Annotated in this window: 14 protein-coding genes and 1 riboswitch; of the genes, 1 reads left to right on the forward strand and 13 read right to left on the reverse strand. The window is 41.4% G+C overall.

Going from position 1 to position 13674, the window contains the following annotated elements:
• Positions 1–38: 38 nt before the first annotated feature.
• The 12 genes from DQM55_RS09090 to DQM55_RS09155 all read right to left on the reverse strand — a co-directional run bounded on the left by DQM55_RS09090 (position 39) and on the right by DQM55_RS09155 (position 11717).
• A complete protein-coding gene (locus tag DQM55_RS09090; protein WP_002903897.1) occupies positions 39–1181 on the reverse strand; it encodes a 1-propanol dehydrogenase PduQ in 1143 nt (380 codons plus the stop codon).
• Between the two features lie 310 nt (positions 1182–1491).
• Positions 1492–1640: riboswitch (adenosylcobalamin (AdoCbl) riboswitch) on the forward strand.
• A gap of 260 nt (positions 1641–1900) precedes the next feature.
• Positions 1901–2500 (reverse strand): cob(I)yrinic acid a,c-diamide adenosyltransferase, encoded by a 600-nt coding sequence (locus DQM55_RS09095; RefSeq protein ID WP_002896396.1) that lies wholly within the window; start codon positions 2498–2500, stop codon positions 1901–1903.
• A 12-nt stretch (positions 2501–2512) separates the two neighbouring features.
• The gene (gene cobT / locus DQM55_RS09100) at positions 2513–3580 is read right to left on the reverse strand and encodes a nicotinate-nucleotide--dimethylbenzimidazole phosphoribosyltransferase (protein WP_172454756.1); all 1068 of its coding nucleotides are present in this window, start codon (positions 3578–3580) and stop codon (positions 2513–2515) included.
• A 1-nt stretch (position 3581) separates the two neighbouring features.
• Positions 3582–4448 (reverse strand): GHMP family kinase ATP-binding protein, encoded by an 867-nt coding sequence (locus DQM55_RS09105; RefSeq protein WP_111676328.1) that lies wholly within the window; start codon positions 4446–4448, stop codon positions 3582–3584.
• On the reverse strand, positions 4441–5535 hold the full coding sequence (gene cobD / locus DQM55_RS09110) for a threonine-phosphate decarboxylase CobD (RefSeq protein WP_111676330.1): 1095 nt from the start codon (positions 5533–5535) through the stop codon (positions 4441–4443). Before cobD ends, DQM55_RS09105 begins: the two co-directional genes overlap by 8 nt.
• 63 nt (positions 5536–5598) lie before the next feature.
• Positions 5599–6033 carry a EutP/PduV family microcompartment system protein gene (locus tag DQM55_RS09115; protein WP_111676956.1) on the reverse strand — a complete coding sequence of 145 codons (435 nt, stop codon included), beginning with the start codon at positions 6031–6033 and terminating at the stop codon, positions 5599–5601.
• Positions 6034–6072: 39 nt separating this feature from the next.
• Positions 6073–7389, reverse strand: a complete 1317-nt coding sequence (locus DQM55_RS09120; RefSeq protein WP_111676332.1) for an HAD family hydrolase — start codon at positions 7387–7389, stop codon at positions 6073–6075.
• Positions 7390–7695: 306 nt separating this feature from the next.
• On the reverse strand, positions 7696–8427 hold the full coding sequence (locus DQM55_RS09125) for a hypothetical protein (protein ID WP_111676334.1): 732 nt from the start codon (positions 8425–8427) through the stop codon (positions 7696–7698).
• A gap of 112 nt (positions 8428–8539) precedes the next feature.
• Entirely contained in the window at positions 8540–9190 is a 651-nt protein-coding gene (locus DQM55_RS09130) for a DUF443 domain-containing protein (protein ID WP_172454757.1), read from the reverse strand.
• Positions 9191–9285: 95 nt separating this feature from the next.
• On the reverse strand, positions 9286–9984 hold the full coding sequence (locus DQM55_RS09135) for a DUF443 domain-containing protein (protein WP_231909439.1): 699 nt from the start codon (positions 9982–9984) through the stop codon (positions 9286–9288).
• A 114-nt stretch (positions 9985–10098) separates the two neighbouring features.
• A complete protein-coding gene (locus DQM55_RS09140) occupies positions 10099–10695 on the reverse strand; it encodes a hypothetical protein (RefSeq protein WP_111676338.1) in 597 nt (198 codons plus the stop codon).
• Between the two features lie 365 nt (positions 10696–11060).
• Positions 11061–11717 (reverse strand): lantibiotic ABC transporter permease, encoded by a 657-nt coding sequence (locus DQM55_RS09155; RefSeq protein ID WP_172454758.1) that lies wholly within the window; start codon positions 11715–11717, stop codon positions 11061–11063.
• Positions 11718–11900: 183 nt separating this feature from the next.
• Here DQM55_RS09155 and queG point away from each other — a divergent pair, with 183 nt between their 5' ends.
• Positions 11901–13043: a tRNA epoxyqueuosine(34) reductase QueG gene (gene queG, locus DQM55_RS09160; protein WP_172454759.1), complete on the forward strand. Its 1143-nt coding sequence runs from the start codon at positions 11901–11903 to the stop codon at positions 13041–13043.
• 32 nt (positions 13044–13075) lie between these two features.
• Here queG and DQM55_RS09165 read toward each other — a convergent pair whose 3' ends face one another.
• Positions 13076–13651 carry a flavin reductase family protein gene (locus DQM55_RS09165; protein WP_002901082.1) on the reverse strand — a complete coding sequence of 192 codons (576 nt, stop codon included), beginning with the start codon at positions 13649–13651 and terminating at the stop codon, positions 13076–13078.
• Positions 13652–13674 lie beyond the last annotated feature (23 nt).

Genomic DNA, 13674 nt, shown 5'->3' on the forward strand with positions numbered 1-13674 from the left:
ATTATACAATAATTTTGGCATAACAGCAATTCAGAGGATTAAAACGCTTTCTCTAATACTTTAAGCAGTTCTTCTGCCGTAGGGACGCGAGGGTTAGTCGGAGTACAGCCATCATGTAGAGCAGCTTCTGAAATTTCTACCTTGTACTGAGCAAAAGCATCTGCTTTCACACCATATTCTCTTAGAGAAGTTGGCATCTCCAGCTTTCTTTGCAGTTTCTTGATGGCTTCAACCAGCTGTCTTACTCCTGATACAGGGCTTGAAGCACTGCATCCCAGTAGTTTGGCAATATCCTGATAGCGGCTTGCTACAGTCTTGTCTATCGCCTGCCGGTTCCGGTTGTTGAATTCGATACCAGCATTATATTGAATGACATGGGGCATTAAAATACTGTTTAAACGACCATGAGGCACATGAAACTTAGCTCCTGCCGCATGTGCCAGACTGTGATTGATACCCAAAGAAGCTGTGTTAAAGGCCATACCAGCCAGAGTGGATGCTGCATGCATCTTTTCACGCGCTTCTACATCCTGACCATTTTTGTAGGCTTTAGGCAGGTATTCAAAGACCAGCTTGATTGCCTTTTCAGCCAAGGCATCAGAGAAGTCCGTAGCCTTGGTCGATACATAAGCTTCAATGGCATGGGTCAGTACATCCATTCCAGTGTCAGCCGTGATGTTACCAGGAAGTGACAGAACCAAATCCGCATCTAAGATCGCAACATCCGGAAGGATTTCTTTGGTCACTAAAGGATATTTGGTACCTCTCTCTGCATCCGTGATGACAGAAAAGGACGTTACTTCAGATCCAGTTCCGCTTGTCGTCGGAATGGCGATGAGAATGGCCTCTGAGAAAGCACCCTGTTTCTTGGCAAAATAATACATAGCCTTGGAAGCATCAATAGCAGAGCCGCCACCAATAGAAAGCACAATGCTGATTGGCTTGTCTCCTGCACTCTTGATACCAGCCACAACCGTTTCGATTGGCGGATCAGGCACAATATCCGTGAAAACAACAATATCATTGCTGTCATCAAAGTTGGCTAAAATGGCATCCAACGTGCCAGATGTCTTCAAAAAAGGATCGGCAACGACTAGAATATGCTCGTTTTTATAATGGCTTAATTGCTGCAGAGCGCCCTTGCCCACATGCAATTCAGTCTTATAGGAAATCTTATACATCTTTTCTCCTTTCTGTTATATCTATTTTTAAACAAAAAGAAACTATATGAAAATAAGACTGCTCTCCTACACACGTCACAGCATTTTCATATAGCTTCATTGCTTATTTATCTTCAGTACCCCTTTGTACTATATTGAATTATAACACAAAAGCGCTTTCATGGCAATAAAAAAGTCATTAATATAAGAAGTTTTTAGTGCCGCTTCTCCTTACAAAGCCAAGCTTATTTGAAGAATTAAATTTTTATTAAAATTTAGTTCATTTTCCTTGTAATTCCCTGTGAAAGGTGTTACAATCTAGTTACTAGGAAATTGATTTTAGTACTTTTAAGGATATGGAAGTCTGGTGCAAATCCAGCGCGGTCCCGCCACTGTGATAAGCTTTTCAGCTTTAAGTCAGGTCTTTATTCTTAAATTTTAGTAGATTTCATGCCTCGATGTAAGGTAGTGATGTCAGTTTGGAACAAACACTTTAGCTTAGTTTCCATTATTGACTCTACGTTTAAGTACGTTAATTTTCTAAAGATGAGATTTCACTTGTCTTTCTGCAAAGGAGCAGAGTCAATAATTGGAAAGCTAGTGCTAATCAACGAAGCTTAGCATAAAGATACAATGATGTATAGGCGGCTTTCTTTTTTAGAAGATTAAAATAAGTTCTGTCCTTCCAAGACTCAGTAGGAGTCTATTTGGAAAGACAGAACTTTTTCTGTTTCTTTTTGTCACTGGCGTTTGCTTGCCCAACGCTCAACATCCGCCTTGGTGATATTGTGGAAGACCTTGGCACCTCTTTCATAGGCGATGTCTTCTTGGTTTTTAGTAAAGTTGATTACTCGAGCCAAGGCAAAGAAGTAATCTGATAAACGGTTGACAAAAATCAGGACATTATTGTTAATTTCTGTAGTCCACATGGCTCCTACGATATGACGCTCTGCCCGTCTTGCAATGGTCCGAGCCACATGAATCATGGAAGCAATCTCGTCACCGCCTGGCAGGATAAATCTTTCCAGAGCTGGTGGAATTTCTGCGTAGGTATCAATCCTCTCCTCAATCCAGTCAATCAGCTGCTGATCGACCTTATAAGGGTAAACTCCCTTTGGTGTAGAGAGGTCTGAACCACAGTCAAAGAGATAATGCTGCAGCTGGAGCAACTCATCTCTCAGCTTATCATCCTTGTCCAGCTTGGTAATAGTATAACCAATCCAAGAGTTAAGCTCATCAATGGTTCCGTAAGCATTAACCCGTTCTGCATCCTTGGCGACACTTTGACCGCCAACTAGCTTGGTCAAGCCCTTGTCACCTGTTTTTGTATAGAGTTGCATATTTTTCCTCCTTTAAGTCACATTTTTGCGAATATCAACATAATCTTCTTCTTTCAAGCTGCCTTCAGCAAAGGTTGGCATGTGCTCCATGGTATAGACAGCATTTTCCAGCAGAAAGAAAGCCAAAGGACAGCCCGAGCCTTCACCTAGCCGCATATCCAGCAAAAGCATAGGCTCCAGTCCTAGAAAGTCACTAACCAGTTTGTAAGCAGGCTCCGTCGAAGCATGGGAAGCAAAGGTATAGTCCAAGACATGAGGAGTCAGCTGATGGGCAATCAGCAGCCCCGTCAGAGAAATAAGACCGTCCACTACACATGGCAGCTGATAGCTGGCACAGGCGAGATGAGTGCCTGCCATAGCCAGCATATCTAGCCCACCAAGCTTAGCGGTCAGATCCAGAATATCTCCATAAGGAGCGTGACAATCCAGACACTGCTGGATAACGGCAGTTTTATGAGCCTTCATATCCTGAGTCAGACCAGCTCCATAGCCTGTGACGTCTTCTGCTTTAAGACCGAGAACTGCAGCAATAACAGCAGCTGAGGTGGTGGTGTTGCCAATCCCCATTTCTCCAGTTCCAAAGAGACGGTAGCCGTCTTTGATCAAGGCCTCTGTCTTCTTGTAGCCGACTAGAATTGCCGTTATGGCCTGCTCGCGAGTCATGGCCTGCTCCTCAAGCATATTGCGCGTCCCATGACAGACCTTGTCCTTATTTTCCTCAAAGATATCCTTCTTGCAGCCAATGTCTACCAGGCAGATGTCTGAACCAGCATGTTTGGAAATAGCACACAAGCCTGATTTCCCTGCTAGAATATTGCGAGCAACAGTATAGGTCGTTTCCTGAGGATTGGCAGAAACGCCTTCAGCCACGATGCCATTATCCGCTACGTAGACAAGGACAATCTTCTTCTCCAAATCAATGGGACCAGAAAACATGGCATGCAAGCGAGCATAGATGGTCTCGAGCTTCCCTAAGGAGCCTGGCGGCTTTCCTAGCTGATCACAGTAGCGCTGGCCTTCTTGAAGCTTGTCTTTATCTATCGGAAGAATCTGCTCAATAATTTTTTCTAAGTCTTTCAAACTAGTCTGTCTCCTCCCTGACCGGCTGCACCCCTTCAAAAATAATCCTGCTCAAGGTCCGAGTCTGATAATAAGCCCCACTAGCTGAGCGAGCTAGTTCAGCCTCTAGCTTGGGCAAGACTTCTAGCTGTTCCCTGCTCAGCAGCAGACCAACTAATGTGCCACTATGGGCAACATTGAGCCCTAAGCATTGGTATTTTTTTACCAAAGCCAGTAATTCTTTCAGATAGGGCTTGGGCAGCCGTTGGTTGTTCAACAAAGCACTGTAGCTAGCCAAATGGCCAATCTTTTCTATGCTTTTCTCCTTACAAGCCGCCTGAAAGAGAGGAAGCAAGTGCTTAGACTCCTCAGCCGGATAGCTAGGACTGTCCTTCATCCGAACCAAGTCAAGAGTTGTCACCATCTCCACAGGCTCCAAGATATAAACATAGAGCTCCGGTCGCCAGTCTGTCTGCCAGACCACTTGACCAGTCAGGGGATTAATGACCGTCCAGTCCGCAAAAGCCACCGAGTCAGTAGGCTCAATCTTGGCACAGAGACGCGTCAAATCCGCTGCTTTTAGAAGCTGCTTCTGCCCCAGAGAGGCCGCCTGCAGGCAGCTAATCATATCAGCCGTGCTGCTGGAATAGCCCTTGCTGATAGGCAGGTCTGACTCCTGAACAAAAGAGAAAACATTGGCCGCAGGCAGGAGCTCCAAAGCTCGCTGTACCTTTTCACCTTGGGCTTGCCTTGCGAGAGAAGAAGTTCCGTCCAATCTCACTCGACTGCGCTTCTCAATCCCATAGGAGAGCAGAACCTCCTGCTCTCCTACTAAACCTTGAAATAACTCACCACAGGAACCTGGACAAGACACGATTGCCTTAGTCATAAGGAGCCTCTTTCGCCAAGACCTCTGTCAGGCAAGCCAGAAGCTGTTCATTTTCCTGATGGCTGCGGATAGCTATGCGGTAATGTCGGTCTGTCAGATCATGATAATTTTGACAGGAACGGATAAAAATCTTTCTCTGCCGAAGCTCCTGACGCAGGTCCAGCCGACCTAGATACTCAAAGAAGATATAATTGACACTAGGCTTGACCAGCCGAATCTGTGAAAATGCAGTCAGTCCTTGAAAAAGGAAATCTCTTTCTACTCGAAGCCACTGCTTGGTAGCTTGCTGATAGGCCTGATCCTCCAAAAGGACAGGCAGGGCGTGATCCGCCATAGCATTGACCGACCAAGGAGCGCGGCTCCCCTCTATCTCATCAAAGCAAGTTGGATGACAGCTGAGAGCATAGCCCAATCTCAGACCAGGAATAGCATAAAACTTAGTCAGAGACCGCACCACTACTGCATTTGGATAGGTAGCTAGACAGGAGACAAAGCTATAGTCCTCCTCATCGTCCAGAAAGTCCATAAAAGCCTCATCCAGTATCAAAAAGATTTGCCGCTCCTGCAGCTTCTCAGCTAGCTTTTCTAGATCAGTGCGCCGAATCAAGGTACCCGTTGGATTATTAGGATTGCAGATGAGTACAGCGTCTCCTGCAGTCAGTGAATCCAAGGCTGGCATCATATCAGCTAGATTCCATTCATAGGATGGGAAAGGGAGGCTAAAGCGCTCCACCTTGGCCTGTACTTGCCAAAAGGCTTTTTCATATTCCATGAAAGTAGGGCTCAGAGTCAGGACAGTCTTTGGGCGCAAGAAGCGGGCCAGCTCATAAAAGACTTCTACCGCACCATTTGCCAGCAGGACATTGTCCTTTTCTAGGCCATGATGATGTGCCAAAAGCTCTCTGGAGCGACTGTAGCTGATGTCTGGATAATGAACCAGCCAATCAATGGACTCGGTCAAACAAGCCTTCAGCCGCGGAGAAATCCCCAAAGGGTTGATATTGGCACTGAAATCCAGACAGTCTTCTAGAGAAAAACCAAATTCCTCAGCCAAAGCTGCCGCATTTCCACCGTGCTCTACTTTCATAAATAGACATTCCTTCCTCGTTTCCTTGTTAGAATCTAGTATACCATATTCGGCTTTTCGTCCCTAGTCTGCCTCCAGATAAGCCTGGAGACGGTCAATTCCTTCGTTTTCCGTCGCTGATATTTCAAAAATTTCCTTGGCTCCAGCCGCTTTCAGCTGCCGCCGTGCTTTTTCGATTTGCTCTGGCTGTTTAGCCATATCAATCTTGGTGACAATGCCAATCACTTCTTTATTGAAGAGGGAAGAAAAGCCTTGAGGAAAGGTCTGCATCTGATTGGAAGCCGCCACCAAGAGACCAATCACATCAGCTTCTGTTGCTGTCACGTTCAGAGCATTATAATACTTACGATGCTGGAGAAATTCTCCAGGCGTGTCAATGATGGCATCATAGAACTCAATAGCCTGAGTCTTAAAGTAGCTTAGCTCCAAGCCTTTCAGTCGCTGGGTCAGAGTAGTCTTACCCACTCCGACTGGACCGACAAACATGATTTTTTTCATATTTTGCATCCATTCCTCTCTATGACAGGGAACTGCCTGCTATCTGCTTAGCTGGGCTTCCTTACTATCTAGTTTGATAGTTTCCCTGCCGTTGAGCAGTACACCTTTATTTTCATCGCGGCCTTGCAGGTAGTAAAGTGCATCTTCCTGGCCATAAGTTTCAATTGCCTTAGTTTGCAAAAGACCGATTCCCTTGCTAGGATCTCTCAAGAGATTAAAGATGATCCCCATTTGCAGTTTAGGGAAGTCCTTGAGCATAGCATAGTCGCCATTACTGTCACCGGCAATCAGGATTGGTTCTTGATTGTCATGATTGACAGCAATCAGTTTCTTAATAGTCTCTGTCTTGCCCTCACCCTGAGTCTGAGCATAGTTGGTATCGTATTCCGGCCGAATCACACCCTTATCATCCTTTTTCAGGCGCATACCAGTAACATTTTCTTTAGGAATATTGTAGCCATACTTAGAATTGCTAGCATAAGGGATAATCACATCGATATAAGACGCTGAGCAGATATAGACATCAATGCCGTTAGCCATCAGAGTCTTGTAGAGATTTTGCATTTCCTTGACCGAGCGAACACCGCGCTTGAAGGTCACAGTGATTTGGCCTGACTCACCTTTCAAGCCTTCTGGACTTTCCCAAGTTTCAGAAGTCAGCTTGTCTTGGAGAGCTTGGTCAATAGACTTTTCAGATAGAGCTTGAACTTCTTCAGAAGTCATACCTGCATAGAGGTAGGTCACCCATGGATAGCTGATGTCAGAGCTGAAGGTGTCACCAATCGCTTCGTAAAGATAGCGGAGTTTAGCAGCAAAGTCTTGGTATTCATCGGTCTTTTTGACTTCTTCCAGAGACTTGTCTCCTTGCATTCCCTTATAGCTATTGTAAATAACCGTGTAGTCAGAAAGCAGGTCAGCCGCAATCTTGTCAATGTTCACTGGTTCACCATCTTTGTTATGGAAATCTTCAACAAAATCGTCGCTCGGTATATTGGTCCGCACTGCTTGGTCAAATTCTTCCGGCGTCATCTTAAAGGCCAGATTTTCAATTTGATAGGTAAAGGTTGCTTCGCCAATGTCGTTGATGACTGTCGTATTGTCCCAGTCAAAGACGGCATAAGGTTTTTTATTTTTATCATAGCTAGAGCTGGTGTTCCCATTCTCCTTGATGAGCTTAGTCAGGCGGGCATAAAGCTTGTCTTCCCAGACGCCCTTATCCAAAGTCTTAGCCTTGTCCTTATCCGTTGTCTCTGTCTTAGCCGAGGATGACTCCGTTGTCGTCTTATTCTTCCCCGCTTGACAAGCTCCCAGAAGCAAAGCCAAACTACAAAGCAGCACAATTCCTTTTGTCCGCATAGAAACAATCCTCCATAAAAAATAATAGTGCGCAAAAAAATGGCATAGAAAACCCCTTTGATTCTGAAACACTCGCTTCATTGCGATCAAATCAGGCTTCCTTGCCATTTTCTATACTGTTATTATATTATAAACTATCTGGCAGACTTTGTCAATGAAGCGCTTTCAGATTTATAAAAAAATAAAGGCAGAGAAAAATTATTTCTCTACCTTAGCAAACTTCTAGAATATAAACGCTATAACTGTTTAACTACATAGGAGATATTCGGAACACCACTCAACTTTTTGTCAGTTACTAAAAACACCTCAAATCAGTTCATCACTTTTCGGATGCTTCCTTATATAAATAGCTGCATAAACCGCATCTACCATGACAGCTGGCAAAGTCAAGGTCAACAAAATTCCCAATAAAACACCAAAAGCAATCTGAATATAACCCGTTAGGAGGGAGGGAATGATTGTTGCCCCAGCAAAAGCTATAGCAAAATTATTCCACCATGTTTTCTTTCTATCTCCCTCTTTTACTTGATTAAAAGCCCAGACTTTCCCCTGATTTTTTGGGAGATAATACCAAGCATAGAGGCCACAAGCAAAGATAAAAAGGAACATCATCAATATTACATAAAATGGAGTGAGAGGGGATTGATATATTCCCTCTATACTTTTTGAATCTCCTACTATTGCAAACATCAACATTCCGATAAAATTGATCCAAACTAATGCGCTCCAAGTAAGCAAAGCAATCAGAATATAGGTTAAAAATTTAAATCGATTGATTAGAAACTTAGAAAAAGCAAATAAAATACTTACCACATTAAGAATGATGCAAGTCAAAAATAGAATTTTAATCCATCCCTGACGACTTCCTGTTTCACCTATAAGGGCCCAGTAAAAGAAGAATGAGCAAAATGGTAAATTTATCCATGGATAAATCTTAATGTATCCTAAACTGACACCATCTGTAATCAAAGGACCATGGTATCTTTCTCTTTCTATATTAGTGATATTTACTTTATCTTTTCTATTTATCTTTACCATTAAAGAAACCAACTAAACACTTTCTGACGTAATTTAATGTATGAATCAAGGAATTCATTTAATTTCCTAAATTCTTTCAAAGACATAGACATTTATCTTATCACCTTCCAGTTTATAATTTTTCTATTTTTTCAAAAATAATATCTTGCTTTTCGTAACTTTCTCTGAGCGGCAACATACCTAAAATCAACGAAAAGAAGCCCAATAACAAGAGACAGCTAATGATTAGAATGGAACCCTCTGTTCCATTATCAATGAATGTATAAAATCCAAAACATCCTAAAAACACAGCGAAAACAAAAGGGAGAAGTCTGTACAGTTTTAACTGACGCCGTGACCTTGAGCGTTTGAATGTTATTTGATACTTTGATTCTTTATTTGAAAGCTTTTGATAAACCCTATAACGACCCCCTAAAACAATGAACCAAAAAATAACATAAGCTAAAACGATAAATAGGACAAATAATCCTAATTTAAAGGGAAAATTATGACTAATGTCATAACTTATAAAAGAATTAGTCACGAGCCTATAACCAGCTCCACCTATTGCTATACCAAGCGTTTTACTCATAGTTGGAGACAAACCCTCAAAACTCGTATCTCTTTTATCTAACTTTAACATTTTCGCAGTGATTTCATTAGGAAGAGAGCCCCAGAAATAAGTTTTAGGACTAACGGTCGTCATATCCAAAAGATATTTTTCGCCCTCTACTTCCACAATTTTATGAAAAGTTTTATTTGTTTCTTTAAATTTTAGTTCCATGCTCACCATCCAAACACTTTCTGGATTAACTCAATTACTGAATCAAAATCTTTCCCTACGTCTTTATATATTCTTCTCCCTACTCTACACTTCTATTACAACTCTTCAATTTTATTTAATGATAGTGTCTTATAATACGAGGGAACTTGTGGCATTCTCATCATTACAAAATAGAACCAAGATATTATTCCATTAATAACCAACAAAGCTCCTTCTGAGCCATTATCAGTTCCCATAAAAAAAGCTAAACAAATAATATTAATTACAAATATGAAATACCAAACAATCATTCGTTTGCCTTTTGGTTCAAAAACGAACCTATAACGTCTGCTATTTTTAGGGATTCTTGATTTATACTTTCGTATTGCAACTTTTTCATAACAGATAGCCATAAGATATGACAAAATCATAGAGAAAGCAAATACACCTAATTTCAAAGAAAGTTGTTGAATTATACCCAAACCAATAAATGCCTCTTTCATGAGTCTATAAGAGATACCCACAAGTGGCTGAACTAAGATGGCTACAGTAGAAATTCCTAATGGTGTCTTAGATTTTATTTCAAAACTCTCATTAGATGAAGATAACTCAATCATATCCACTGTAACTTCTTTAGGAAGCAATCCAAAAAAATATGACTTGCCTCTTATAGAAGTAGGATCTAAGATATATTGTTTATTTTCAAAGTTAACAATACGGAACACCGCTATATTCGAATATTTAAATTTTAATTCCAAATTACCACCCAAACACTTTTTGAACTGATTTGATACCTGAATTAAAAGCTTTTCCAACGTCTGCAATACTCTTAATGAGATTATCAACTCATATTAAAGCCATTGTCAGTAAGTCAGAAATTGAAATATAAGAGTGATTTTCCCGTATTTTACTAATTGTATTTTTTAAAATTATTCATCAGCCGACTCCCTTAATTTTCTTCTCATTTCTTTCAAAGCCTTTCTTTTTTCAAAGATTTTCAAATTAGGAATCATTATTGAACCAAATATCAAGAACAAACAGCCAGCGATTAAAAGTCCTATGGAAGAAAATTTGACAAACCAGAAGAAAGAAAACACAGTTGCCGCAATTATAAGCAGTAAGAAAATGATAGCCATTTTAATTGCTTTTTGAACTTTCTGACACATTTCTTCCAACTCTTTCTGGTTGAGTTCGATTGTCTGAGCTTCAAGACTATCAATGTACTTTTGCTTTTTTCCAAAAAAACGACTCACTAAAAAGATAATATAAATTGATAAGGAGAGCAAGGAAATAACTGCAATCATATTTATCCCTTGTGTCGTATGGCTTCTATACAATCTATCAATTGAGATACCTACTAAAGAAATCGCAACTGTATATTTCGAGATCTTTGCAGCTATCTTATTAGTCTTTTCTGCCCCTTCACTTGGCATATTCTCTATATTTCTTATAGCAATTTTATTGGTTTCCATATCATAATAATAGACTTTACCATTTTCGTGAAAAAGCATGATATTGGTCTTCATTTATTCTACTCCACTCTTCTTTATATCTACTTCTTGTTTTCTCCAGCCTGTGAAAACTCTAGTATAGTTTAACAAAAGCGGCTGAAAAAATACAATATTGATACCCAATAAAGAAATTATAGCATAAGCTGTTGGCAACTTGAATAGTCTATAATAATCATATTTAAAAAGTCGTATTATCTTTTATTCATTTCGCAACTCCTGTATTGATATTTTTGTTTCTTCTAAACTTCTCAGCATTAATTACTCTTATCCATTTTAAATCATTCTTGATAAACAATCTAGTTCTAGAGGATACGTTCATATTTCCAGCTTCCCTCTTAATAAAAAAAGGGAAATCGTTTCTTCGACAATCCCCTTTAATTCTACCATTTTTCAGGCACTTGATTTCTCCAGCCTGTGAAAACTTGTGCATAGCCCAATAGATACAAGGGCGTCAATGCGATGCTCAAGCCTACCAAGGCAATAATCATATAAAGTCCTGACAGCATAAACAAGCGAGTGATGACTGCTACTGCAGCTGACAAGCAGCACAGGACGATGGCGTGAATCTGCAAAATGTTGATCTTTTGTTTCTGTTCAAAATATCTCAATTTTGAAACGATCACCATCTGATAGAGCAAATTAATCAACTGATAAGACAAGCTGAGTATGATAAAAATCATAAAAAATGCTAAGTGGTTCTCACCAAAAAAGATGGAGCCCCAAAAAAGCAATTCAAAATGCAGAAATAGGTAAGAGCTGGTCGGAATGAGCTGCAAGGCTTTAATATCAAAAAACTTTTGGAAGAGTAAAAAGGCCAGGAACAAAATAAGCGTGTGAACGATAGTAAAATTCATGACTATCATGCTCAGATGATGCATCTCACCACGTAAGAAAATAGCAACGATAAATACCAGTGAGATGAAAAATAACTCAACTAAACCAGCCTTATAAAAATCTAAGTTTTTGATTGGATTACAATCCGTAACAAGAACATTCAAAAATTCATAATATCTCTTTTTCATTTTGTAAACTCCCATTGTTTAACTTTATAAAATTTCCCCTAAACTTTGCGAAATTTTCTATAAAAAAATTCCACATTTCATTATATCATACAGTATATAGGCTAAGGAAGTCTTATAAAACTATAGGTATAGTTCTATAGGATAATTCCCTTTCTCAATCATTCGCCAAGTTGGCATTTTTCCGCTATAATAGTAAGGATGAACATCAAAGAAGAAATTATTAACTTAGCAAAAGACATTGGGATTTCTAAGATTGGCTTTACAACAGCGGATGATTTTGACTATCTGGAGAAGTCGCTGCGCTTGGCTGTAGAAGAAGGACGAAATTCTGGATTTGAGCATAAAAGCATCGAGGAGCGGATCAAGCCCAAGCTCAGTCTAGCCTCGGCCAAGACCATTATCTCTATCGCAGTCGCCTACCCCCACAAGCTCAAGCAGCAACCTCAGAAAACGGCCTACAAGCGAGGGAAATTCACCCCTAATAGCTGGGGGCTGGACTACCACTATGTCCTGCAGGACAAGCTGGACCGGCTTGCCAAGGGAATTGAGGAACTGACCGCTGATTTTGAGTACAAGGGCATGGTGGACACAGGTGCCTTGGTTGATACCGCCGTAGCTCAAAGAGCAGGAATCGGCTTTATCGGGAAGAACGGCTTGGTCATCTCCAAGGAATTTGGCTCCTATATGTTTTTGGGAGAGCTCATCACCAATCTGGACATCGAGCCTGATCAGCCCGTCGACTACGGCTGCGGAGACTGCAACCGCTGTGTGACAGCCTGCCCCACTTCCTGCCTGATTGGTGACGGCAGCATGAATGCCAAGCGCTGTCTATCCTTTCAGACTCAGGACAAGGGCGTCATGGATCTGGAATTTCGCAAGAAGATTAAAACGGTCATCTATGGCTGCGATATCTGCCAAATCTGCTGCCCTTACAATAAAGGCTTGGATAATCCGCTCGCAACAGAGATTGATCCCGACCTTTCTCATCCCGAGCTCCTGCCTTTCTTGGAGCTTTCCAACGGTCAGTTTAAGGAGAAATTCGGTCATGTAGCCGGCAGCTGGCGGGGAAAAAACATCCTGCAGCGCAATGCCATTATCGCTCTGGCAAATGCCAATGATCGCTCTGCCATTCCCAAAATGCTGGAAATTATCGACAAGGGGCAAAATCCGATTCATGTCACTACAGCTATCTGGGCTCTGCGTCAGCTGGTGCGTGAGGTCCATCCAGAAATGATAGAACTGGTCATGAACGTCAAAAATCCAACGCCGCAAATCCAAGAAGAGCAAGGCCGTTTCCTAAAGAAATTTGGCCTAGAAGAAAAAATTGTGATAGAAAACTAAACCGCTGAGACCTAAATATCCCAGCGGTTTCTTTATTTTTCTTCCTGTTTGCGGATTTCTTTGATAATAGAGCCCATCTTGACTGACTCGTCGCTGAAATAGCGGTAAAGCCGTCCATCACCGTCTCCCATGTAGCTGATAGGAGAAAAACGGTCACTGCGGAAAGCGTCATTTTCATCAATCAAATCCTCATCAACCACGCGCCGAGTGACACGGGCGATGACATTGGTCAAGGCACCGCATTCTACCATATCCAGCACTTGACACTCAATGGATACAGGGCATTGGTCTACAAGCGGAGCATCCACGGTCTCGCCGATTGTGTAGCTAAGACCAGTCAGGGCAAACTTGTCCTTGCGGCTGTTGAAGCCAGCAATTTCAGACTCTTTGGTCAGATCCTTCTCTGGGACATTGACTGTGAATTGCTGGTGCTTGGTAATCTCTGTAATGGCATTTCCCTTGGTACGCATGGCAATAACCATCATGCTGCCCAAGGAATAAACCGAGCTTGAAGTCGAAATATTATAGCCGTGCACATCGTCCTTATAGCCTAAAAAGAAGACTGGAAAGCCGAAGTAAAGTTTTCTCGTTTCAAAAGTACGTTTCATATATGTTCCTTTATTTTTAATTT

This window comes from Streptococcus sanguinis, from assembly GCF_900475275.1.
Classification (GTDB): domain Bacteria; phylum Bacillota; class Bacilli; order Lactobacillales; family Streptococcaceae; genus Streptococcus; species Streptococcus sanguinis_N.